We start from the raw sequence: 21557 nt of genomic DNA, 5'->3' as shown, positions 1-21557 counted from the left end.
TTGCCCATGATGGATTGGTGCGATAGGTCAACGTTTTTAGACGGTTAGCTGGCCGCGTGTGCGCCGAGAGATCAAGAAAGATCCATTGAAGTCCAGCATCGGCCGTCGTTCTTGGGACCGGACGAAGGCGCACGTATTTGGTGCAGCTCCCGTTGCGCTGATCTCGATGGAGCCAAAAAAGATCACTAAGCGACTGGGCCCGCCAGGATTCGAACTTGCCGCCGGACCGTTGCGAGTGGTGGGCTGACCCAAAGCGCGTAGGCTTGGTGCAGCCTTCACACCAACGAGTTGCCGCGCACAGACCCATTGGTAGGGTCGAGCGCTCACCCGGACGTCGCTTCGTCGTTGAGATAGAGTTCGCGGAGCTTGAATTTTTGAGTCTTGCCGGATGCTGTTTGCGGAAAGTGCTCTGCAAATCGCCAGATGCGCGGCACCTTGTACGAGGCGAGTCGCTCCCGACAGAACGCAATCAGGTCGTTCGCGACGCACTGATGCCCCGGTTTGGTCTGAACAAATCCGACGGGGACCTCGCCCCAGTCGCGATCAGGTACGCCAACGATCGAAGCATCGAGAACAGCCGGGTGTGTATGAAGGATATCCTCGATCTCGCGCGGGTAGATGTTCTCGCCTCCGCGAATGATCATGTCCTTGCGACGCCCTTGTACACGGCAGTAGCCATATTCGTCCAGACTTCCAAGGTCTCCGGTGTGCAGCCATCCCTCAGAGTCGATCGCTGACGATGTGGCGTCCGGATCGTCGAAATAGTCTTTCATGATCGAGTATCCTCGTGCGCAGATCTCGCCGATTTCTCCTCGTGGCACAGTCGCGCCGGTATCGGGATTGACGATCTTGATTTCTGTCTGCGGCAACGGCGGGCCCACGGTCGATGTCCAGTCGGGATGACGATCGTCGGGCCGCGTATGTGTCAAATAGGGGGAGGCTTCCGTCTGGCCGAAGCCGATTGCGACTTTCAAGCCGTATAGCTGCGCCTGCCGGACCAATTCGGGAGGAACAGGCGCGCCTCCGAGCGTGACGAGTCGCCATGATGAGAGATCTCGATCGACGGCCGGGAGTGCATCCAGCATGCGCACGAGCATGGTCGGGACGCAGAGTAATGTCGTTCCACGCTCCTCCTCGAACAAGCGAAGCATATGTTGCGGATCATAGGCAGGAGGCAAGACATGTGTTCCGCCCGTTTGCAGCGCTCCGAGCGTGCAGAGGCTGCATCCGGCCGTGTGAAACATCGGCATCGGGTTGATCCATATGTCGTTCTCCCCGGCCCCTATCGTCCGCGCGAATATCCGGGCGTTGTTGGCCAGATTTCGATGGGTAAGGCGAGCTCCCTTCGGTGTCCCCGTCGTGCCTGACGTGTATTGGATCTGAGCAACATCGTCTGGCGTCACAGAGGCGAGTCGCACAGTTTTGTCGCCGCTCTCAACAAAATCCGCCCATGAGGACAATGGGATGACCTCGCGGAGATTCGGAAGCAAGTGGCGGACTTCGTTCGCGGTGGCGACGAGGTCCCGATCTCTATACGTATCCTGTACAAATACACCGCATGTGCGCGATTGCTTCAGCAAAGATGCAAGCTCGGCGCCGAGATAGGCTGGATTGACTGTAACAAGCGTCAATCCCGCAAGAGCCGCGCCGAACTCAATCAGGACCCATTCCGGCACATTTGACGACCAGATTGCGACATGTTCGCCTGAGCTGAAGTGCATCAAGAGCGCGCGAGCGACCGCTTCGGAATCAGCAAGAAGCTGTTCGAAAGTCCAACGGCGCCGCGCCGCCCTGTCTGAAGTGCCTTCGACCAGCGCCAAACGAGTTGGCCATGTGGCGGCTGCCCTGCGGAGAGCATCGCCAAGCGTAATGTCCAAGATGGGTTCGCTGAGATCGGCGGACTGGTAGGAAAGATGTGAGGAGTTGCAACGTGTCTCGCACATGACCGCGCTCCATGCAGTTCCTAAGAAGATTAGCCGATCATTCGAAGCATATGGTCTGTATCGTCAAAGTTCTCTTCTAGGCGCCGCAACTCATTTCAGCGTTTGGTGCCGCACGAGGCGCAATGTTGGATGAGAGAAAGGTGGCAATATTCTGAGCCAAGACCCAGGATTGATAGCTGCTGCGGTCCTTCCGACCATGCCCGGCCAAACCAGCCCGACGCAGAAAGCGAATCCACAGATGGCACGGCAGCTGAGCTCACGCCTGCCTTGTTTGAGCCAGACGGGCGAGGTCTGACCATCGCGGAGGACAGCCCGTTGACGAGCTCACGGCGCTGAACGGTAAGGCTGTTGATCACGGCGGCCTCCTGTTCGTCGACCACGTCTTCGCGACGATCAACATCGACCGGCCTGACTCGTACCAGCGCGTCGGTGGAGCCCGCTATCATGTGAATGTGTGATGGAAACTGTTTCGACGGCGTGGCCAAACTTCAGCCTGCGACGAAAACGTCTGGAGGATGACATGGCCAAACTTGACACAGCGAACCGTAAGGGCTCCACGCTGGAGACTGCACCCACCCTCTACGTTGAAGGCAGCGGGATCCGCTTCGCCTACCGCCAACTTGGCCCCTCGACCGGAACGCCGCTGGTTCTGCTGCAGCACTTTTCCGGCAATATCGACGCGTGGGATCCCGCCGTCGTGAACGCTCTCGCAGCCGATCGTCCGGTGATCGCTTTTGACAACGCCGGGGTCGGCCGTTCGACAGGCCAAACCCCCGACAATGTCGCAGCGATGGCGCGCGACGCGGTCACGTTCATCAACCTGCTCGGCCTCTCCGAAGTCGACCTGCTTGGCTTTTCTCTTGGCGGTTGCGTCGCTCAGCAGATGGCGGCCGATAACGGTCGGCTGGTTCGCAAGCTGATACTCGTGGGCACCGCTCCCAAAGGCGGAGAAGAGCATCTGTTGGCTGTTCTCCAGGAAGCGTTCTCCAAGACAGACACACCGGATCCGCGCCTGCCATTGTTCTTCACGCCGTCGTCGGCCAGCCAGTCGGCTGGCCTGGCGTTTCTGAAGCGGGCGAAGGTCCGCGCGGAAGATCGGGACACCGATAACGGCAGCGCAGTGACCGATCCGCAGGCCAAGGCGCTGATCACCTGGTGTGCAACGCCCGACCCCGAGCACGCCATGCTGCGTGCCATCAAGCAACCCGCCCTCGTGGTCAGTGGCAGCAGCGACACCATGCTGCCGGCGGAGAACGCCTATACGATGTTCAAGGCCATGAGCAATGCGCATTTGATGCTCTATCCCGACTCGGGTCACGGCGCCCTGTTCCAGCACCACGAGGCTTTTGTCAGCCATGTGCGGACCTTCCTGGATGCGTAGCCGATAGCTGGCTGCGATCCCGCCAGAGGCCAAATCGGCTGACGCCAAATCCCGGTTTTCCAATCTGTTGGAGCAGAATATGAGCGAAACATCGACTCGTCACGATACGGAATTCGCCCGCGAGGTCGAAGAAAACCAGCTTCGACTTCGTGGCGCTCTTCGAACGACCTACGACTTTATAGTCTGCGGGGCCGGCTCATCAGGCGCGGTCGTGGCACGGAGGCTGGCCGAGAATCCGGAGGTCTCGGTATTGCTGATAGAGGCCGGCGGGAGCGACGACGTACCGGAGGTGAGAATGGCGGCGGCCTGGCCGCGCAATCTGGGCAGCGAGCGCGACTGGTGTTTCGAGGCATTGGCCAATCCACATCTCAACGAGCGGGCCATCCCCATGAGCATGGGCAAGGTGCTCGGGGGAGGCTCGAGCATCAACGTGATGCTCTGGGCTCGTGGCCACAAGAGCGATTGGGATTACTTTGCCGCCGAGGCCGGCGATCCCGCCTGGAGCTATGACTCCGTTCTGGCCATCTACCGCGAAATCGAAAACTGGCAGGGCACGCCCGATCCTGCCCGACGCGGACAAGAAGGCTTCCTTTATATCGCGCCTCCGACCGAGCCGAACCCCGTCGCAACCGCGATGCTCGATGCGGCCACCGAACTTGGCGTCCCCATCTTCGACGATGTGAATGGCTCCATGATGGAAGGCGCCGGGGGCGCGGCCTACTTCAACTTGCGCATTCGCGACGGCCGGCGTCAGTCGATCTTCCGATCCTACACCTTCCCGCTGATGAACCAGCCAAATCTTACGGTGCTGTCCGGCACTCTGGTCACGCGCGTGCTGATCGAGCGTGGAGCGGCGGTCGGCGTGGAGTGCATCCTCGACGGTCGGAGCCATCGCTTCCGCGCCTCGCAGGAGGTGACCCTGTCCCTTGGCGCCATCCACACCCCCAAGGTGCTGATGCAGTCCGGAATTGGCGATGCCGAAACGCTGACATCCCTGGATATTCCGGTGGTCCAACATCTGCCGGGAGTGGGGGCCAACTTCCAGGACCACATCATGGTTACCAGTTGCATCTGGGAATATCCGGAGCCGGTCGCCCCCCATGGCAATGGCGGCGAAGCTACCATCTTCGCCAAAAGCGCGCCGGCGCTTGACAGTCCTGATATCCAGTTGCTCCAGATTCAATTCCCGGTGCCAACCCCCGAGCTCGCCGGGCGTTACGCCATCCCGGCCGGATCCTGGGGGATCTTCCCGGCGCTGCTGCGTCCTCACAGCGTGGGGCGTCTACGCCTGACAGGCGCCAAACCCGAAGATCCCATCTTGATAGACTCCCAGATCCTCTCCGATCCGGCCGACCTGACCGCATTGCGACAGTGCGTTAAGCTTGCGCGAGAGGTCGGCAATGCGAAGGCGCTTCGGCGCTTCGTGAAGCGGGAGGTCATGCCGACAGCACTCGATCCTGCGGCCATGGACGATTTTATCCGCGATGGTGTCTCGACCATTTGGCATCAGAGCTGTACCGCCAAGATGGGGCGGGATGAGATGTCCGTCGTGGACAGTCGCCTCAAGGTCTACGGCGTCGACCGTCTCCGTATTGCCGATGCTTCTGTGATGCCGCGGGTTCCCTTGGCAAACACCATGGCGCCGAGTGTCATCATCGGCGAGCAGGCGAGCAGGGCAATCGCCCGCGAGCGGCAGCTTTGATCCCCACCCTTCAAACGAACAAAGGAATACTTCAATGAAACTTATAACGCGCTTCAAGAAAGCGGCATCTCCCGTGCTCGTGGCTCTTGGCGCCATCGGCATGCTGACCGTGCCAATGGCTAGAGCCTCGGCCGCCACGATTGAACCGACCAAGGCCACCATTGTTCTGGTCCACGGTGCGCTGGCAGGCTCGTCGAGCTGGGACGGTGTCATCTCCAGGCTTCAGGCCGACGGATATATGGTCATCGCTGCCGCCGATCCGCTTCGAAGCCTCAAGGGCGATTCGGATTACGTTTCCGGCATCGTCAAAAACATCAAAGGACCGGTGGTCCTGGTCGGTCACTCCTATGGAGGTTCGATCATCACGGACGCCACGACCGGCGCCGACAACGTCAAGGCTCTGGTCTATGTAGCGGCCTATGCTCCGGATGCTGGTGAGAGCGCATTCGATCTCACCGGAAAATTCCCCGGAAGCATCCTTCCTGACGCATTGGCCCCGCCTATTGCGCTGGCCGATGGCGCCCATGATCTCTATGTCCAACAAAGCAAGTTCCGCCCTGTATTTGCGGCCGACGTTGCCGAGAAGCAGGTCGCGCTCATGGCAGTGACACAGCGTCCCGTGACCGACGTGGCGCTCAAGGGCGTTTCTGGTGCGCCAGCGTGGAAGAGCATTCCCTCCTGGTTCGTCTATGGCAGCGCCGACAAGGTCATCCCACCAGCCGTACATGCTTTCATGGCGCAGCGTGCGGGTGCGAAGGATACCATTGTCGTGCGGGGTGCTTCCCACGTCGTGATGATCTCCCATCCGTCAGTCGTAGCAAATCTGATCGAAAAGGCCGCGGCGGCTGCCGCTAAGTAAGAATGGCGCGCCCAACTCCGGTGGGTCCTTCTTCAGAAGGTCTATCTCCGAAACGGAGATGACATCTTGGCGTATTCAACAACCAAGTGACGCCGACATGTCGATAGCCGGCGCGCCGCACCCGCAAGGAGAATCGATCATGATGATTGCAATGCAAGTGCCCCGACCGGGCGCCAAATTCGAACGAGTCGAGTGCGAGGTTCCGACGCCCGGCGTTGAAGAGCTCCTGATCCGGGTTCATGCCTGCGGCGTTTGCCACAGTGATGTGGTGACTGTCGAAGGCCATTTCCCGGGTCTTCAATATCCTCGCGTGCCCGGGCACGAGGTCATCGGTTCGGTGGAGGCAGTCGGGGCCAACGTGCGTGGATGGGCCGTTGGTGATCGGGCAGGTGTCGGCTGGTTCGGAGGCTCGTGCGGGCACTGCCGGCGCTGCCGCCGCGGCGAACAGTTCGCTTGCGAAAAATACTTGGGAGCAGCGACCGGCGTGACGCGGGACGGCGGCTATGCCACCCATATGCTCGCGGATGCATCAGCCGTCGCCCATGTGCCGTTGGACCTCGACGAAGTGGAGGCCGCGCCGCTGCTTTGTGCGGGCCTCACCACGTTCAATGCTCTTCGGAATAGTGGGGCGGGACCAGGCGATCTCGTCGTGATCCAGGGCGTGGGCGGTCTTGGCCATCTTGGCATTCAATTCTCTGCACGCCTCGGCTTTCGGACGATCGCCGTCAATCGCGGCCGGGAAAAGGAGGCGATCGCCCGAGCTCTCGGCGCCCACGACTACATCGACAGCGAGGACGGCGACGTCGTCGAGGCTCTGCAGGCCCGAGGGGGCGCCAAGGCGATCATCGCAACCGTGAGTAATGCCGACGCAATGAAGGCGATTGTAGGAGGCCTCGGACCAAATGGGACGCTGATGGTGATCGGCGCGGTAGGCACCTTCGATATCGACACGTTTGGTGCCCTGCTTATCAAGCGTGCTGCCGTGAAGGGCTGGTATTCGGGCGTCGCAGTCGATTCCGAGGACACGTTCGCCTTCAGCAAGCTACACGGCATCAGTTCGAGGAATGAAGTCTTTCCGCTCGAGGAGGCCCAGGCGGCGTACGATCGCATGATGAGTGGCAAGGCGCGGTTCAAAGTTGTCATCAGGATGGACTGAGCCGCCGACCCGTTCAATGTCTGCTCAATGGCATGGGCGGACGACGTCAGCATCTCGACGGTGGTGATGTCGCTGCCATTCCCCTGCCAAAAGCAAGCGTCCCACCATAAAGAAAGGAAGACGGATCATGATGATGAGCAGACGTCGCTTCTCAACGACCGTAGTCGCCGGCGCCGCTGCGTCGCTAATCGCCACCCGCGGCATGGCCGCCACTTCCACGCCGCCGAAGGCGCGCAACGTCGTCCTCGTGCACGGATTGTTCGCCGACGGGTCATGCTGGTCCGAAGTCATTGCAAGATTGCAGGCGGCGGGGCTCAACGCCACGGCCGTGCAAAACCCTCTGACGACGCTGCCCGAGGCGGTCGCCTCGGCGCAACGCGTGCTGGATCGGCAGGATGGCCCGACCGTTCTTGTCGGGCATTCGTTTTCCGGGATGATCGTCACCGAAGCCGGCATGCATTCGAACGTTTCGGCCCTCGTCTATGTGGCGGCGCGGGCGCCGGATGCGGCGGAGGATTACACGGCCTTGGCCAAGACCTTTCCCACACCGCCGGCATCCGCCGGAATCGTCTTCGACGGCGAAGAGGGGCGTTTGAGCGAAGCTGCTTTCCTGCGCGATTTCGCGGGTGACCTGCCGGAAGCGAAGGCGAAGGTTCTCTACGCAGTTCAGGAACCGTTCCAAAAAGCCCTGCTGACTGGCAAGACGGCGCATGCGGCCTGGCGGTCGAAGCCGAGCTTCTATGCCGTTTCGACCGAAGATCGGACGATCAATCCGGACCTCGAACGCTTCATGGCCAAGCGCATGGGCGCCAAGACCGTCGAAGTGAAATCAAGCCATCTCTCGTTGATTTCCCATCCCGACGAGATCACCCGGCTTATCCTGGAAGCTGCCGGCCAACCCACCTAGCCGCCGGCCGCCAGGCGAAAGCGATCGCGTCTGGAGCGGACGGGGCAATCCACCGGTAACGGATATTGGTGTGACCGTCTCTTTACAAAATTCCGAGACCGCTGCATTTATTGAGCGGGTGCGTATCAATCAGTGCAAACTGGCTGACAATCTGCGATCCCGGTACGACTTCATCGTCTGCGGGGCCGGCTTATCGGGCTCGGTGGTGGCGCGACGGCTGGCCGAGAATTCCGAGATCAGTGTTTTGTTGATTGAGGCTGGAGGTTCCGACGACGTGCCCAGCGTAATGGACGCGGGCCAGTGGGCGTCCAATCTTGGGAGTGAACGCGATTGGGATTTTCAAGCGCTGCCAAATCCCCACCTTAACAATCGCATCCTTCGAATGGCGATGGGCAAGGTGCTGGGCGGTGGGTCCAGCATCAACGTCATGTATTGGGTACGTGGACACAAAAATGATTGGGACTTCTTCGCAGCGGAGGCTGGCGACGAGGCATGGAACTATGAATCTGTCCTGGAAATCTATCGTTGCATGGAAGACTGGCAGGGTATGCCGGATCCGAAATTCCGGGGAACCGGAGGACTCGTATACGTAGAACCCACCCGCGCGACGCCTCTTTCTCTTGCGGTGTCCGAGGGCGCGCGTTCGGTCGGTATTCCTGCATTCGAAAACCTCAACGGCCGAATGATGGAGTGCGAGGGAGGATGGTCCCAAGTTGAGTTGCGACAGCGCGATGGCAAGAGGCTCTCGATATTCCGGTCATACACATTCCCATACATGGATCGACCGAATCTGACGGTACTCACACGGGCCATGGTCACGCGTTTGGTGTTCGAGGGGAAGCGGGTAACCGGAGTCGAAATCGCTTACGATGGCAAAGTCCGTCGTATCTCTGCCGGGCGCGAGATTGTCCTATCGCTGGGCGCGATCAATACGCCGAAAGTGTTGATGCAGTCCGGCATTGGACATGAAGATGAATTGCGGCGTTTCGGAATTCCGGTGGTGCAGCATCTTCCTGGAGTCGGCAAAAACTTTCAGGATCATCTTCTGCTTTTCGGCTGTGTGTGGGAGCACGAAATCGACGATGCGCCACCTGGTGGGAATTCTTGCCTTCTATGGAGGAGCGACGGTGCTCTCGACACCCCGGACATGCAATGTGTCCATCTTGAAGGTGCTTATACAAGCCCTGAAACAGCGAAGTTTAATGCGCCCAAGAACGCGTGGACGCTCGTTCCAGGTGTCGTGCGGCCCAAGAGTCGGGGGCAGCTTCATCTGACAGGACCAAATCCGCTCGACACGATGGAGATTGACGCCAATTTCCTCGGAGATCCGGACGATCTGAAGGCGTTTCTGGGCAGCATCGAACTTTGTCGTGAAATAGCTCATTCCTCTGCACTGCGTCCGTTTGTGAAGCGTGAAGTGATTCCCGGCGGCCTGAAGGGGCCTGATCTCGAACATCTGGTTCGAGATTCCATTCTCACTTATTGGCACCAGACTTGTACCGCCAAAATGGGGCGGGACTCGATGTCCGTGGTAGACAACAAGCTCAAGGTCTACGGGATAGAAAATCTCCGGATTGCCGACGGGTCCATCATGCCCCGCGTAACGACAGGCAATACCATGGGCCCCTGCGTCGTGATCGGCGAGCGTGCGGCGGAAATGCTGAAGCGCGAGCACCAGATGTGACTCGAAACGGCTTCGTTCCAGCGATTGAAGATCAACTGCCGGGTGGGGAAGGCGCGCGTCTCTCCGCGGAAGATTGCCCGTATCGTGGAGGATCGCAAGCAATGAGCACGTCGGTGGCCAAATCGGTCGCCAGGAACGTGCCAGCGGCGACATTTGTCATTCGGCCGCAGCACCGCCACGACCCTCTCTCGCCTTGCGAGCCAACAAGCTCTGTCGCAGCGACCAGGGCAGCAAAGCAAACAGTCGTATAAGTGCCCGGTTACGCCATCCAGGCACCACGAGATGCTTCCCCTTTTCCAATCCCGCAAGCGAAGCGCTGACCACGTCGCTGGCCGTCGACCACGATTTGGGCGGAGCCACCTTCTTGGGGTCTAAGCCCATCGCCTGCTGGAACTCCGTATGCGTGTAACCCGGAGCGAGCGTCTGCATCGTTACTTTCGAGCCCGCGGCGCGTAAGTCGATACACACCCCGTCGCCAAATGCCTTCATCCAAGCCTTCGTGGCCCCATAGCTGACGTTTCCAAACCACACAAAGCCCGCGACAGAACTCACATTGATCACGCCACCAGAGTCCTTCGCAACGAGGTTCTTCAATGCCGCGTGGCTCAACTTGATTGTTGCCATGACGTGCAGGCGGTGCATTCTCTCTTGCTGAGCAAGCTCGGCCTTCCAAAAATATCCTTCCAGCCCGAACCCAGCGCAATTCACGAGAAGAGCGAGTTTGTTTTCGTTGGCGATCCGCTCAGCGACCATCGACAGCTCCGCCTCGCTGGTCAGGTCCGCCGGCAATATCTGCACTTGTGTCCCGAACTTTCGGCCGAGTTCGGAGGCCGTGGCCTCAAGCAAGTCCTTACGCCGGGCGACAAGGATTAGATCGTGCTCCGAAGCCAACTGCCGGGCAAATTCCAGCCCTATCCCGCTTGATGCTCCTGTAATCAGTGCGACCGGCCTTCCCGGGGAACGTGACTGCTTCTTAGTCATAGGAAACTCTGGTGAGGACACAATCTCTCCTGTTACGTGGCCGCGTTGCCCGGTCAGTCCGCGACCGTCCATTCGGGCCGGTTCGCGCCTCGCGGGACCAGCGGGATGCGGTAGAAGCCCGGCGTGCGGGACATGCGCACCTGGTCGGTGACGCCCTGGTAGTCGCCACAGGCGGTTTCGGCACGAAAGAGCTCCGGCGGGCGATATTCATGCTCGCCCTGGCTGCCGGCGACCGATGCCGCGTAAGCCTTGTCGAAGATGCCCATATGCAAAAGCCACATCGACAGGCGGGCAAGACTGATCCGGATGCGATAGCTTCCGCCTTCAACGGCGCGCCGCTTCAAGGCCGCGGCGACCGCGACGCTCGAGATCCACGACATGACGTAGTCATTGACGACGAAAATCTCCGTCAATTTCGGCTGCTGCGGCGTCCCCTCGCGGGCAAGCACGCCGGACACGCCTCCGGCGTTCTGGTCGAAGCCGAACCGCCCGGCCCACGGCCCGGACCAGCCATAGAGCGACATGTCGACATGGATCAGGCCAGGCCGCAACTCGGCCAGCTCCTCTGCGGTCAGGCCATACTTTTCAAGGTACCCGGCGCGCCGGTTGGAGAAGAACACATCAGCGCCCAAGACGAGCGCCTTGAAACGGGCCATGGCGTCGGGCTCGGCGATATCGAGGATCGACGAGCGCATGCCGACATTGGCCGTGTAGTAGACCAGATCGATCTCGAAGTCCGTCGGCCGCCAGATGTTGAGCACGTCGGCTCCGTGATAGGCCAGTGCCCTGCCAAGGCCGGAGCCGGCAATCACGTGTCCGAGTCCGAGCGCTCGAATCCCATCAAGGGGTGCCTTGGGAACCGGTGTGAAAGGCACGCGGTCGCTCTCGCCGATTTTATCGATCTGAACCAAGTCCAGCGCGGCGAGGTGGCGAAACTGCTCTTCCGCCAAAAATTCCTCGACCGTTCGCACCATCGTCGCCTGCAGGCCGGCTCCATTGGCCGCCTCTTCCAGATCGAGGCCGCTCCAGCATGATACCGTGTTGGCGATGGCGTCCGGATTGTCGTTTGTCTTCAGAAACGCGAGAGCGGCTGTCTTGGCGCGTGGGTAAATGTTGAGTAGTTGGACCCATCGCCCGTCACGCGTCCGGTACATGTGGCTGGGCATGAACGGGTTCGTGGGATCGGACGGCGCGCCCGGCGCATAGCCGTTCAGCAATTCCCACTTTCTATCGTAGAACGGGCAGAGCCTGTGCAGGACCTGTCGCAGGTCGACCGACAGGTCCTGCGCTTCACCGGTGCGCAGCCGCCATATGTCCGCCATGGCGACGGCCTTCGCCATCAGCGCCACGCCGGCCATGGTCGCCAGCGGCCATGGACTGGAGATGATGGGGTCGCGCCCTTCAAAGTGAACGGAGCCGCCTCCATCGGCGGGGGTGTGTCCCGTGGCGGCGAGCGCCTCGCGCAATTCGCGCATCGGATCGATGGTTCGGTCATCGGAGATGGGCTTGGCTATCGCCGCGCTGATGCGTGTCTGGATAGGGAGCATGGTGGACGTCCTTCGTTGCCTGCGGCCCGCACGGTCAGGGCAGCGTCGGCGCGGCGGCTTTAAGGGAGAGGAGCTGAATCAGGACATCGTCGCGGGCCCGGGTCATCGCCTCGAGGGACCGCGTTTTCAGTTCTTCCTCGATGCCGCTGACAGCCTCGGCGCGAACGGTCGGTGTGAACGACAAGTCGCCTAGATCGCGCCACCAGCTTTCGATCGGCGGTCCCAAATGATCGATCACATGGCCGATGCCGTCGGCGCCGCCCGACAGATGCAGGTTCATGAACGGCCCCAGCAGCGCCCAGCGCAGGCCGGGTCCGTGGGCAATCGCCGTGTCGATGTCGGACACGCTCGCGACCCCTTGGTCGACCAGGTAAAATGCCTCGCGCCACAGCGCGGCCTGGAGGCGGTTGGCGATGTGCCCCTTGATTTCCCGCCTGATATGGATCGGTTTCTTGCCGATAGCGGTGTAGAAGGCCAGTGTCTGCTCGATCGTCTCCGCCGAAGTCAGTTTTCCACCCACCACCTCGACCAATGGAATGAGGTGAGGTGGATTGAAGGGGTGGCCTAGAACGATCCGGCCAGGGTTCTTCGCCGCGTCCTGCATATCCGAAATGAGAATGCCGGAGGAGGAAGTTGCGATGATCGCGTCGTCTGCGATAGCGGACGAAATCTCGGCAACAAGACGACGCTTGATGTCGAGCCGCTCGGGCCCGTTCTCCTGCACAAACCCCACGCCCGCGAGCGCCTTGCCGAGATCGGCGTCGAAGGTCAGGCGGTCGAGAGAAGCGCCCTCGGCAAGTCCGCCGCGGCTGAGCGGCTCCCAGAAACTTTGGATCAGATGGCGAAGCTTTTCCTCGGCAGCTGGCGCCGGATCTGTCGCCGAAACGTCGAAGCCGCGAGACAGGTAGTAGGCCGCCCAACTCGCGCCTATAACGCCGGTCCCGACGATGCCGATCCTGGTGAATCTATTCTGAGACATGGCTCGTCTTCGCCTCTTCAGTTCAGGAATTGGGGAGGGCGCGCTTCCAGATCAGGCTCGCGGTCTTGAGCCGGCCGTTGAACGGCATGGGGCGGTCCGGACCGAGATGAAGCCTGTCGTTGTCGATCGCAGCGATACGCACCTGCCGTTGCCCCTGCCAATTCGGGAAGAAGCTCACGAACATTTCGTGCTCCAGCCGGCCATTGCTCTCGTCGAAGTAGAAGGGGCCGCTATAAGCAATGTAACTGCGCCCGGCTGCCGTGTACTCTTCGCTCGATGCGCCGTAAGGGTCCTGGCTTTTGAAGCGATCGCGCCTGCCAGACCCCAGTTGGGCCGACATATACCCATCGGACGTATAGAGGATCAGTCCTTCGGGGTGCCTCCCCATCGGATAGCTGACTTCGCCGGACTGGACGTCGGTCTCCGTGTAGCTTTCCAAAGACCAGGCGCCGGCTAATTGTGTTCGTGTAATCATCGCGCACTCCTAGAGCGATTGCCCGGTCGCTTTCGAACGGATCAGGCCTCGGCGCCGGTTGCGAGGATCGCCAGAGCGCGGAGCTTGGCATCGAGCTTAAGAGCTGCGGCTGACACGTTGTCGTTGTGCAGCCGGCTCATCAAAGACGAAGGCAGATCATAGGCCAGGCGAACCTCGCCGGATGGCGTTTGGTAGATCAGGACTCTTACTGGAACATTGAGGCCGACGCCGGGGTCATGCGTGATCATGGTCTGGGCCACCAGCGGATTGCCGATCGTGTACGACCGGATCTTGGCTTGCGCGCCCACCCTCGCCATCCAGGCGCCGTGGTCGTTGGTCAAGAAGCGCATGAAACCGCTTCGGCCTTCGTAGGCCCTGATGCGGGCCTCGAAGTCGGCTTGGCCGGTCGCCGCAGCGACTTCGCGCGGGATGATGTCGCGGTCCTCGACGCTGCCGAGCTCTGCTTCGAAGGCCGCGACGACGGCCGCGAAAGGACGCTGACTTACATGTTCGCAGTGCTGGACGGTAAAGCTGTCGATCATGTCTGCCTCGTGTTTGCGAGCCACATCGTCGCCGCGATCGATGTCGACCGGCTCAACTTGTATCATCACGTGCAGCGAGCCAGCTATCATGTGAATGCGTGATGGAAACGGTGCTGCGGCGTCACCAAAGCTTCGGCCCCGTGATCGGTCGGTCTCTCTATCAGCATCAAGACGAGAATGGCGAGCCGAACGGAGGATCCGCGATCCCGACGCACCCGTTCCATGGGCTCAAAACCGCAAACAAGCGAACCGTGGGACACCGTCCTGCGTCGCAGTGCCGGGGCTTCATTCACTGCGTGATCAAATGATGTTGAACATGCAATGAAGGCGGCGGCTCTTGAAGTGAGGTCCGCTTACTGGATTCATGATAGTCAATTGCACGGATACGGTGCTCGAAGCATCAGTTGTCGGATCGGCTGGCTCCCGTCCTTTCTGGCACTTGAGATGGTTGGCATTCTTGGACGCTTTTTTGGCACGATATGACGTTGCGATCGTCTACCCCCAGCCCAAATAGCACTGAATAAATGCACCAAACCGCAGCATGAACGATTGTCCACCTGGCATGGATATGAGTCTGGAGATTTGTATCTCGATCATCAAGGCCAACGACGGTCGGCTGCGCGCCGAGCCACGCCGAGCCATCCTCATATTCACCCTTTTCGCGGATTCGAGTACGTCGCAATGATTCCCGAAGAGCAGGTCGTCTTCATCGTGGGCGACGACCAACACGTGCGCGAGTTGCTTTGTGAACTCTTGACGCCGCGAGGCTTGCGCGCTCACGGGTTTGGGTCTGCCGGCGAGTACGCTGCCTTTCCGAGACCCGACCTTCCCGGCTGTTTGATTCTGGACGTGGAGCTCCCTGATATCAGCGGTCTTGAGTTTCAAGAGCAGATTGCCGATGGAGATCACCCGCCCGTCGTATTTGTTACCGGACATGGCGATATTCCATCTTCGGTGCGAGCGATTAAGGGCGGGGCAATCGATTTTCTAACGAAGCCGTTTCGTGAATCGGAGTTGATAAAGGCGATCAATGCGGCGATAGACCAAGATCGCATATCCCGCCTGGAAAGGTCGGTGCTGGCCGATCTCCGGAAACGTCTTTCTCGCCTGACACCTCGTGAACGCGAAGTTCTGCCGTTGGTTGCGAGTGGCCTGCTCAACAAGCAGGCAGCAGCCGAACTCGGTATCAGCGAGGTGACACTTCAGATCCACCGCTGCAAGATCATGCAAAAGATGGAAACGGCGTCGTTGCCCGATCTTGTCAGGATCGCCGGGAAGCTGGGGATACCAATAACCCATTCGCGAAATGCGGGAATAGTTTCGAAATGAAGGGGTGTTGAAACCAAAAAGTCGGCGTTCGGCGCCGACACCCGAGAACAGTTCTTGTGAGCGGCGATCCGGCCAAGGCAAGCTGTCGCCTTGTCCATAACGTTTCTCCATTACGTCTTGCGGCAATTCGCTCTGATATAGTCCGGGACGAATCCTGATCCTGTTTGCGGGCCTATAGAAATTCAGGCCGACGATCACGCCCCCGGGGTTCGATTCACGACGGCATCAGCACCGCAGAGGCTCAGTAACAGAGAGGGTCCTATGCGATGACGGCATCTTCTTCGGTCCATCCGTACGGCCCGGCCATTGCGGTCGGCGCAGCTGGGATGGTCCTGGCCTGCATTTCCGGTGAGGTATCCGGCCTGCTGGCCGCGGTTACCGCGCTCTACATTTGTAGAGGCGAATCTTGCGGTATCCTCTCCATCGCAACTTGCGGTCTCGCGGTCGGCCTCTTCGTTTTGCTGCCCAGAATCGACATCGCGCCAGATATCGAAATCTATCTCCAATCTGCTGCATTTCTGGCTGCGGTGATCGCCGTCGGCCTGCTTATTCAGGACTCACGAGCGCGGGACGGGATAGATCGCGCTGGCTATGAGACGCGTATCGTGGAAAGCATTCCCGGCCTAGCTTGGACCTGCGACGCAGAAGGGCGGCTAACCGATATGAATGCCAACGCTCGAGCGTACCTCGATGTCCTCGACATCGGCGGTTTCCGTTGCAGGCACGCCATTCATCCGGACGACCTTGAGCGAACTTTGGTTCTCTGGTCGCGATCCCTGGAGACTGGAGAAGAGTTGCAAGTCACGCACCGTGCCCGTGGCCCCGATGGCACCTATCGCTGGTTCCGCTCTGTTGCTCGTCCCAAACGGGACCTGAGGGGCAAGATCGTCAGATGGTACGGAACCGGGATTGATATCGACGACCAGAAGGGAGCTGAGGAGAGTGCGCGCGCCACCGAGGCCAATCTCAGGTCGATTCTCGACAATGTTCCCGGAATGATCGCCACAGCCGATTCCCACGGCAGGCTCGACTACGCCAACAAGAGAGATCTGGATTATTTCGGAGTGGTGATGTCCGACCTGGCCGGGCACAATTTTCTCGACGTCATTCATCCGGAAGAACGCGAGGCCACGCTGACAGCGTGGCTACGCGCAGTGCAGACCGGCGAGCCAACAGATTTCCAACACCGCTTTCGACGCCATGATGGCACCTATCGCTGGTTCCACTCACGCGTCGAGCCGACTGTTGACCAGCATGGCAACGTGGTGCGCTGGTATGGATTGTTCACGGACATCGACGACCGCAAGAGCGCGGAAGATGCGCTGCGCGACAGCGAGCGGCAGTTCCGTCTACTCATCGACGCCATTCCAGCGCTCGTCTGGTGTGCGACTCCCGATGGTGAGCCATCCTATTTGAACAAGCGCATGGTCGACTTTACGGGCATGACGTTGGACAGCTTCGAGCATTCGGAAGGTCGAAGCCTGGGATCCCTTGCGAGGCAAGCCATTGTCCACCCGGATGAACTTGCTGAGCTGGAACGACTTTGGTCTCACTCCGTGCGAACCGAAGCAGCACTTGGCATGAGGCATCGGCTTCGCCGGGTCGATGGGGTGTACCGTTGGGTCGATTTACGTGCCGAGCCGTTGCGCAATGGCGATGGCGTTATCGTCCAATGGTACGGCGTGTGCGTCGATATCGAAGATGAGACACGGATGCAGGACGCGCTTCGCGCAACGCAGGACAGGCTGTCGCGCGCTTCGCAGGCGGCAAGCCTCGCGGAGCTATCCGCCTCGATTGCGCACGAAGTCAATCAACCGTTGGCGGCTGTGATCGCCAACAGTCATGCGTGCCAACGCTGGTTGTCCACTGAACCTCCCAACCTGCAACGCGCGCAAGTCACGGTCGAGAGGATCATTCGCGATGCGAATGGGGCAGCCGAAGTGGTGAGCAGAGTCCGCGCGCTGTTCAAGCAGACCGCCTCGACCAGGCTCGCTGTCGACTTGAATGAGGTGATTTCCGAAGTGTGCAAGCTGATCACCGATCATGTCACAAAGAAAGGCGTCAGTATCGAAACCGACCTGGAAGAGAACTTGCCCCTGACTTTGGTCGATCGCGTGCAGATTCAGCAGGTTCTTGTTAACCTGACTCGGAACGGAATCGATGCGATGGAGTCGAGCGTCGACTATCCAAAGTCGCTGTTGATCCGATCGCGGCGGGATGGGATGAACGAGGTGCTGGTCGAAATCTGGGATTGCGGCGGCGGAGTCGAGGACGTGGAGAGGATATTCGAACCGTTCTTCACCACGAAAGAGAACGGCATGGGCATGGGCCTGGCGATCTGTCGTTCGATCATCGAGGCCCACGACGGTCGCCTGCGGGCTACCAAGAACCAGCCCCGCGGAACAACGCTCACGTTCACCCTTCCTGCGTATTCGAGAGAGTCGCAATGACTGCGGAAGAGCCTATTGTGTTCATCGTGGATGATGACCATCGGATACGCGAAGCACTTTGCGAACTCCTGATGTCCCTGGGTTTGCGTGCTCTCGGATTTGGGTCAGCCGCAGAGTATATCGCCTTTTCGAGGCCCGACCAGCCCGCCTGCCTGGTTCTGGACGTGAGACTGCCGGATATCAACGGCTTGGAGTTTCAAGAGCAGATTGCCGATGGAGATCACCCACCAATCGTATTCATCACGGGACATGGTGACATTCCGTCGTCGGTGCGAGCAATCAAGGGTGGCGCCGTTGATTTTCTAGCGAAGCCGTTCAGCGAATCGGAGTTGATAGAGGCGATCAACGCGGCGGTAGGTCAGGATCGCGTCTCCCGCGTGGAGAGAGCGGAGCTGGCCAAGCTGCATCAACGCCTTTCCTGCCTGACTCCCCGCGAACGCGAGGTTCTGCCGTTGGTCGCTAGTGGCCTGCTCAACAAGCAGGCCGCCGCGGAACTCGGAATCAGTGAAGTGACGCTTCAGATCCACCGCGGCAGGATCATGCAGAAAATGGAGGCCGCGTCGCTGGCCGATCTCGTAAGAATTGCCGAGAAGCTTGAAATACCAATCACTCATTCTCGTCATGCAGGAATGGCTTCGAAATGAGGGGTTCGCATCAGTCTAAAATCGCCGTTGTTGACGACGACGTCCGAATTCTCGAGTCACTCCAGGATCTCCTGGAGTCGGCGGGACATTCGGTTTGCTCGTTTTCCTCTGCCCAGTCTCTCCTCGAAGACGATGTTCTGCCCGAGATCGATTGTCTGATCGCCGATATCGGAATGCCGCTCATCAATGGCTTCGAGCTGCATCGGTTGGCACGAGATGTGCGTCCTGACTTGCCTATCATTTTCATTACGGCGCGACCCGAAGCCGCAACCCAAAAGCGCGCCGCGGCCCAGGGCCATCAAGGCTTTTTTCGAAAGCCGTTCGATGGTCCAGCGTTGCTGGCGGCGGTCAAGCATGCCCTCTTGGCTTCGTCACAAGGCAAGTAATCATGGCAGATGGAGTTCATGACTCGAGAGGTCTTTGCTAGTTAGGCAGCGCAGCATTGTCGCGCTTCGCTGACGAGAGTGCATGGGCTGTGCAGCCTCCAATCAACGGTTGCGCGTGACCTTCCGGAAATCCGGCTTCCGCTTGTGCAGGAATGCATCGACGCCCTCGGCGAATTCGCGACTGCCGAAGGCCACACCCTGCGCGAAGGCTTCTGCCGCGAAGAAGTCCTCGATCGTTCCGTAGGCGTTGTTCAGCAGCGTCTTGGTGAGCCCAAGGGACGTCGCCGGCCCGGCGGCCAGTTCCTTGGCAAGCGCCACAGCCTCATCGAGCAAGGTGGCGGCCGGAACCACCCGCTTGGCGATGCCGATCGACACGGCTTCAGCAGCCTCGACGCGGCGATTGGTCAGCAGGATGTCCTTAGCGCGCGACGAGCCGATGGCCCGCGGCAGCGTCAGTGCGAGGCCGAGATCAGGCGCCGCACCGAGGCCCGGAAAGGCCGCGCGGAAATATCCCTTGTCGGAAACGAGAACGAGGTCGCAGAGCAGGGCGAGTGAAAAGCCGGCCCCGGCAGCTGCGCCGTTGACCGCCGCCACGACCGGCTTCTCCGCGGTGAGGAGCCTCTTGGCCCATGCATGTGTGGCTTGCATCCGCTTTCTGACGCTGGGTGCATCCCGCTCGCCCATGTTGTTGATGTCGCCGCCCGCGCAGAATGCGTCGCCGGTCCCTGTGATGACGAGGCAGCGGATCGTTCGGTCACCGAGCAATTCGGGAATCCCGGTTTCGAGTTTCTGTTTGACGCGGAGTTCGAGTGCATTCCGCCTGGCGGGACTGTTGAGCCGCACAACGACGACGTCCTCGTGGCGTTCGAACAGGACAGCCTCGCCGTCCCGCGTCATGTCTGATGTCATCTGGTTTCCACCCATATCGCTGTCATTCTGCCATATACAGCACTCTCGGGATTTGCGAAATTCATTTTCGCAGTGCTAAGAGAGCACAGGGAACGGAAGCGCGGAGGATGACATGAACTTGACGGCAGGACTCCGCAGAGCGGCATCCTTCAGGAGCACCACGACGGCGCTTGTCGCGGGCGAGCTTCGCCTGACCCATGGAGAGCTGTTGGACCGGGTCTCGCGGTTGGCGTCCTCGCTCCGCAAGCTTGGCGTCGGACCGGGGGACCGCATCGCGATCCTGGCCGTCAATGGCAATCACTACGTCGAGTGCTACTTTGCTGCGCTGTGGGCCGGCGGCGTCGCGGTGCCGGTGAATTCGCGCTTTTCGCTCGCCGAGATGATCGAACAGGTGCGTGACGCGGAGCCGACAGTGCTGATCTGTGATGGAACCTTCCTGGAGCACGCGGTGCAGGTCATGGAGGCCTGCTCCAGCCTGACCGCGCTCGTCGCGGCATCCGGAGGGCAGGGCTTGCCGAGAACGCACGACTACGAAGCGTTGGTCGCGGCGGCCGCGGCCTGCGAGGACGCGCTCCGAAGCGGCGATGACCTCGCGTGCATCTTCTATACCGGCGGGACCACGGGCAAGGCCAAGGGCGTCATGCTGAGCCACCGCAATTTGTGGGTCAACGCCATCGTGACCTCGATGAGCTTCGGCTTCGGCCAGTCGACGGTCGCCCTGCACGCGGGACCATTGTTTCATCTGGGTGCCGGCGCGCGCGTCTACACGACGTCTCTCATGGGCGGGCAGCACGTCGTCATTCCCCGTTTCACGCCGTCGGATGTGCTGGAGGCGATCGCCAGGCACAAGGTGACGGTCGCGACATTCGTGCCGACGATGCTCGGCATGATCCTGCAACTACCCGACCTCGATAGGTACGATCTCTCCAGCCTGAAGCTGATCACCTATGGCGCCTCGCCGATGCCCGAGGCGGTTCTCGGCGAGTGTCTTCACCGCTTCCCGGGAATCCGGTTCGCGCAGTCATACGGGATGACGGAGCTGTCGCCGGTTGCAACGATCCTCGGGCCGGACGATCATCTGCCGTCCGCTCCAAGGCATCGTCTGCGCTCGGCCGGCCGACCGATCGTTTCGGCTGAAGTGCGGATCGCGGATGCGGACGATCGCGAGGTGAAGCGAGGCGAGGTCGGCGAGATCCAGGTGCGGGGACCGATGGTCATGATGGGCTACTGGCGGCAGCCTGAACTCACCGCGAAAGCGCTGCAGGGCGGATGGATGCATACCGGCGATTCCGGCTATTTCGACGATGACGGCTATCTGTATGTCTCCGATCGCATCAAGGACATGATCATCACCGGCGGCGAGAATGTCTATTCGATCGAGGTCGAGAACGCGGTCGGCTCGCACCCCGAGGTGCTGCAGTGCGCCGTGATCGCCATACCGCATCCGAAATGGGGCGAGGCGGTCCACGCCGTCGTCGTACGGCGTCCGGGATCATCGCTGTCGGCGGCCGATATCACCGCGCATTGCCGGGCGGTCATCGCGGACTACAAATGCCCGCGCAGCATCGAGTTTCGCGATGATCCGCTGCCGCTGTCCAGCGCCAACAAGGTCAACAAGGAGGCGCTGCGCAAGCCGCATTGGGACGGGCATGCCCGCCGCGGGAACTAAGCGATGTGTCCGCG

General features: G+C 60.4%; 18 protein-coding genes. 11 read left to right on the top strand and 7 right to left on the bottom strand.

Annotated features, from left to right (window positions below; genetic code table 11):
• Positions 1-323: 323 nt before the first annotated feature.
• The gene (locus ACSHT2_RS09615; RefSeq protein WP_440641349.1) at positions 324-1943 is read right to left on the bottom strand and encodes an AMP-binding protein; all 1620 of its coding nucleotides are present in this window, start codon (positions 1941-1943) and stop codon (positions 324-326) included.
• 520 nt (positions 1944-2463) lie between these two features.
• Here ACSHT2_RS09615 and ACSHT2_RS09610 point away from each other — a divergent pair.
• From ACSHT2_RS09610 to ACSHT2_RS09585, 6 genes are all read left to right on the top strand, one after another.
• Positions 2464-3324: an alpha/beta fold hydrolase gene (locus ACSHT2_RS09610; protein ID WP_440641348.1), complete on the top strand. Its 861-nt coding sequence runs from the start codon at positions 2464-2466 to the stop codon at positions 3322-3324.
• Positions 3325-3403: 79 nt separating this feature from the next.
• Positions 3404-5026 (top strand): GMC family oxidoreductase, encoded by a 1623-nt coding sequence (locus ACSHT2_RS09605; RefSeq protein ID WP_440641347.1) that lies wholly within the window; start codon positions 3404-3406, stop codon positions 5024-5026.
• 100 nt (positions 5027-5126) lie between these two features.
• Positions 5127-5885 carry an alpha/beta fold hydrolase gene (locus tag ACSHT2_RS09600; protein WP_440642806.1) on the top strand — a complete coding sequence of 253 codons (759 nt, stop codon included), beginning with the start codon at positions 5127-5129 and terminating at the stop codon, positions 5883-5885.
• 139 nt (positions 5886-6024) lie between these two features.
• The gene (locus ACSHT2_RS09595) at positions 6025-7041 is read left to right on the top strand and encodes an alcohol dehydrogenase (RefSeq protein WP_440641346.1); all 1017 of its coding nucleotides are present in this window, start codon (positions 6025-6027) and stop codon (positions 7039-7041) included.
• A gap of 127 nt (positions 7042-7168) precedes the next feature.
• Positions 7169-7948 carry an alpha/beta fold hydrolase gene (locus ACSHT2_RS09590; protein WP_440641345.1) on the top strand — a complete coding sequence of 260 codons (780 nt, stop codon included), beginning with the start codon at positions 7169-7171 and terminating at the stop codon, positions 7946-7948.
• Positions 7949-8018: 70 nt separating this feature from the next.
• Complete coding sequence (locus ACSHT2_RS09585) at positions 8019-9632, top strand: GMC family oxidoreductase (protein WP_440641344.1); 1614 nt, start codon at positions 8019-8021, stop codon at positions 9630-9632.
• Positions 9633-9788: 156 nt separating this feature from the next.
• On the opposite strand, the gene ACSHT2_RS09580 is transcribed toward ACSHT2_RS09585, so the two are convergent.
• From ACSHT2_RS09580 to ACSHT2_RS09560, 5 genes are read right to left on the bottom strand one after another with little or no spacing between them, the layout of a single operon-like run.
• Positions 9789-10613: an SDR family NAD(P)-dependent oxidoreductase gene (locus ACSHT2_RS09580; protein ID WP_440641343.1), complete on the bottom strand. Its 825-nt coding sequence runs from the start codon at positions 10611-10613 to the stop codon at positions 9789-9791.
• Positions 10614-10666: 53 nt separating this feature from the next.
• Positions 10667-12160 carry a CoA transferase gene (locus ACSHT2_RS09575; protein WP_440641342.1) on the bottom strand — a complete coding sequence of 498 codons (1494 nt, stop codon included), beginning with the start codon at positions 12158-12160 and terminating at the stop codon, positions 10667-10669.
• 34 nt (positions 12161-12194) lie between these two features.
• Positions 12195-13139: a 3-hydroxyacyl-CoA dehydrogenase NAD-binding domain-containing protein gene (locus ACSHT2_RS09570; RefSeq protein ID WP_440641341.1), complete on the bottom strand. Its 945-nt coding sequence runs from the start codon at positions 13137-13139 to the stop codon at positions 12195-12197.
• Between the two features lie 22 nt (positions 13140-13161).
• Entirely contained in the window at positions 13162-13614 is a 453-nt protein-coding gene (locus ACSHT2_RS09565; protein WP_440641340.1) for a lipocalin-like domain-containing protein, read from the bottom strand.
• A 41-nt stretch (positions 13615-13655) separates the two neighbouring features.
• The gene (locus tag ACSHT2_RS09560; RefSeq protein WP_440641339.1) at positions 13656-14246 is read right to left on the bottom strand and encodes a DUF302 domain-containing protein; all 591 of its coding nucleotides are present in this window, start codon (positions 14244-14246) and stop codon (positions 13656-13658) included.
• Positions 14247-14837: 591 nt separating this feature from the next.
• Between ACSHT2_RS09560 and ACSHT2_RS09555 the strand changes: the two genes are divergently transcribed.
• The 4 genes from ACSHT2_RS09555 (at position 14838) to ACSHT2_RS09540 (ending at position 18965) form a co-directional block, all read left to right on the top strand.
• Positions 14838-15485: a response regulator transcription factor gene (locus tag ACSHT2_RS09555; RefSeq protein WP_440641338.1), complete on the top strand. Its 648-nt coding sequence runs from the start codon at positions 14838-14840 to the stop codon at positions 15483-15485.
• A gap of 266 nt (positions 15486-15751) precedes the next feature.
• Positions 15752-17935, top strand: a complete 2184-nt coding sequence (locus ACSHT2_RS09550) for a PAS domain-containing protein (protein ID WP_440641337.1) — start codon at positions 15752-15754, stop codon at positions 17933-17935.
• Positions 17932-18579: a response regulator transcription factor gene (locus ACSHT2_RS09545; protein ID WP_440641336.1), complete on the top strand. Its 648-nt coding sequence runs from the start codon at positions 17932-17934 to the stop codon at positions 18577-18579. The genes ACSHT2_RS09550 and ACSHT2_RS09545 overlap by 4 nt, the downstream gene beginning before the upstream one ends.
• Entirely contained in the window at positions 18576-18965 is a 390-nt protein-coding gene (locus ACSHT2_RS09540; protein WP_440641335.1) for a response regulator transcription factor, read from the top strand. Before ACSHT2_RS09545 ends, ACSHT2_RS09540 begins: the two co-directional genes overlap by 4 nt.
• Before the next feature lie 102 nt (positions 18966-19067).
• On the opposite strand, the gene ACSHT2_RS09535 is transcribed toward ACSHT2_RS09540, so the two are convergent.
• Positions 19068-19874 carry an enoyl-CoA hydratase/isomerase family protein gene (locus ACSHT2_RS09535; protein WP_440641334.1) on the bottom strand — a complete coding sequence of 269 codons (807 nt, stop codon included), beginning with the start codon at positions 19872-19874 and terminating at the stop codon, positions 19068-19070.
• A 112-nt stretch (positions 19875-19986) separates the two neighbouring features.
• Between ACSHT2_RS09535 and ACSHT2_RS09530 the strand changes: the two genes are divergently transcribed.
• Entirely contained in the window at positions 19987-21543 is a 1557-nt protein-coding gene (locus ACSHT2_RS09530) for a class I adenylate-forming enzyme family protein (RefSeq protein ID WP_440641333.1), read from the top strand.
• The last annotated feature ends 14 nt before the right edge of the window (positions 21544-21557 follow it).

Source organism: Bradyrhizobium sp. PUT101 (assembly GCF_052043945.1).
Lineage (GTDB): Bacteria > Pseudomonadota > Alphaproteobacteria > Rhizobiales > Xanthobacteraceae > Bradyrhizobium.
Note: the sequence above shows the minus strand (reverse complement) of the source record. Positions and strands in the feature narration are given on the sequence as shown.

What these genes read in the sequence shown, in the direction of transcription:
- ACSHT2_RS09615 (WP_440641349.1), bottom strand. Translation starts at nt 1,943, where the DNA reads ATGTGCGAGACACGTTGCAACTCCTCACATCTTTCCTACCAGTCCGCC.
- ACSHT2_RS09600 (WP_440642806.1), top strand. Translation starts at nt 5,127, where the DNA reads ATGCTGACCGTGCCAATGGCTAGAGCCTCGGCCGCCACGATTGAACCG.
- ACSHT2_RS09590 (WP_440641345.1), top strand. Translation starts at nt 7,169, where the DNA reads ATGATGATGAGCAGACGTCGCTTCTCAACGACCGTAGTCGCCGGCGCC.
- ACSHT2_RS09565 (WP_440641340.1), bottom strand. Translation starts at nt 13,614, where the DNA reads ATGATTACACGAACACAATTAGCCGGCGCCTGGTCTTTGGAAAGCTAC.
- ACSHT2_RS09570 (WP_440641341.1), bottom strand. Translation starts at nt 13,139, where the DNA reads ATGTCTCAGAATAGATTCACCAGGATCGGCATCGTCGGGACCGGCGTT.
- ACSHT2_RS09545 (WP_440641336.1), top strand. Translation starts at nt 17,932, where the DNA reads ATGACTGCGGAAGAGCCTATTGTGTTCATCGTGGATGATGACCATCGG.
- ACSHT2_RS09555 (WP_440641338.1), top strand. Translation starts at nt 14,838, where the DNA reads ATGATTCCCGAAGAGCAGGTCGTCTTCATCGTGGGCGACGACCAACAC.
- ACSHT2_RS09580 (WP_440641343.1), bottom strand. Translation starts at nt 10,613, where the DNA reads ATGACTAAGAAGCAGTCACGTTCCCCGGGAAGGCCGGTCGCACTGATT.
- ACSHT2_RS09535 (WP_440641334.1), bottom strand. Translation starts at nt 19,874, where the DNA reads ATGACATCAGACATGACGCGGGACGGCGAGGCTGTCCTGTTCGAACGC.
- ACSHT2_RS09595 (WP_440641346.1), top strand. Translation starts at nt 6,025, where the DNA reads ATGATGATTGCAATGCAAGTGCCCCGACCGGGCGCCAAATTCGAACGA.
- ACSHT2_RS09540 (WP_440641335.1), top strand. Translation starts at nt 18,576, where the DNA reads ATGAGGGGTTCGCATCAGTCTAAAATCGCCGTTGTTGACGACGACGTC.
- ACSHT2_RS09550 (WP_440641337.1), top strand. Translation starts at nt 15,752, where the DNA reads ATGACGGCATCTTCTTCGGTCCATCCGTACGGCCCGGCCATTGCGGTC.
- ACSHT2_RS09610 (WP_440641348.1), top strand. Translation starts at nt 2,464, where the DNA reads ATGGCCAAACTTGACACAGCGAACCGTAAGGGCTCCACGCTGGAGACT.
- ACSHT2_RS09530 (WP_440641333.1), top strand. Translation starts at nt 19,987, where the DNA reads ATGAACTTGACGGCAGGACTCCGCAGAGCGGCATCCTTCAGGAGCACC.
- ACSHT2_RS09575 (WP_440641342.1), bottom strand. Translation starts at nt 12,160, where the DNA reads ATGCTCCCTATCCAGACACGCATCAGCGCGGCGATAGCCAAGCCCATC.
- ACSHT2_RS09605 (WP_440641347.1), top strand. Translation starts at nt 3,404, where the DNA reads ATGAGCGAAACATCGACTCGTCACGATACGGAATTCGCCCGCGAGGTC.
- ACSHT2_RS09560 (WP_440641339.1), bottom strand. Translation starts at nt 14,246, where the DNA reads ATGATAGCTGGCTCGCTGCACGTGATGATACAAGTTGAGCCGGTCGAC.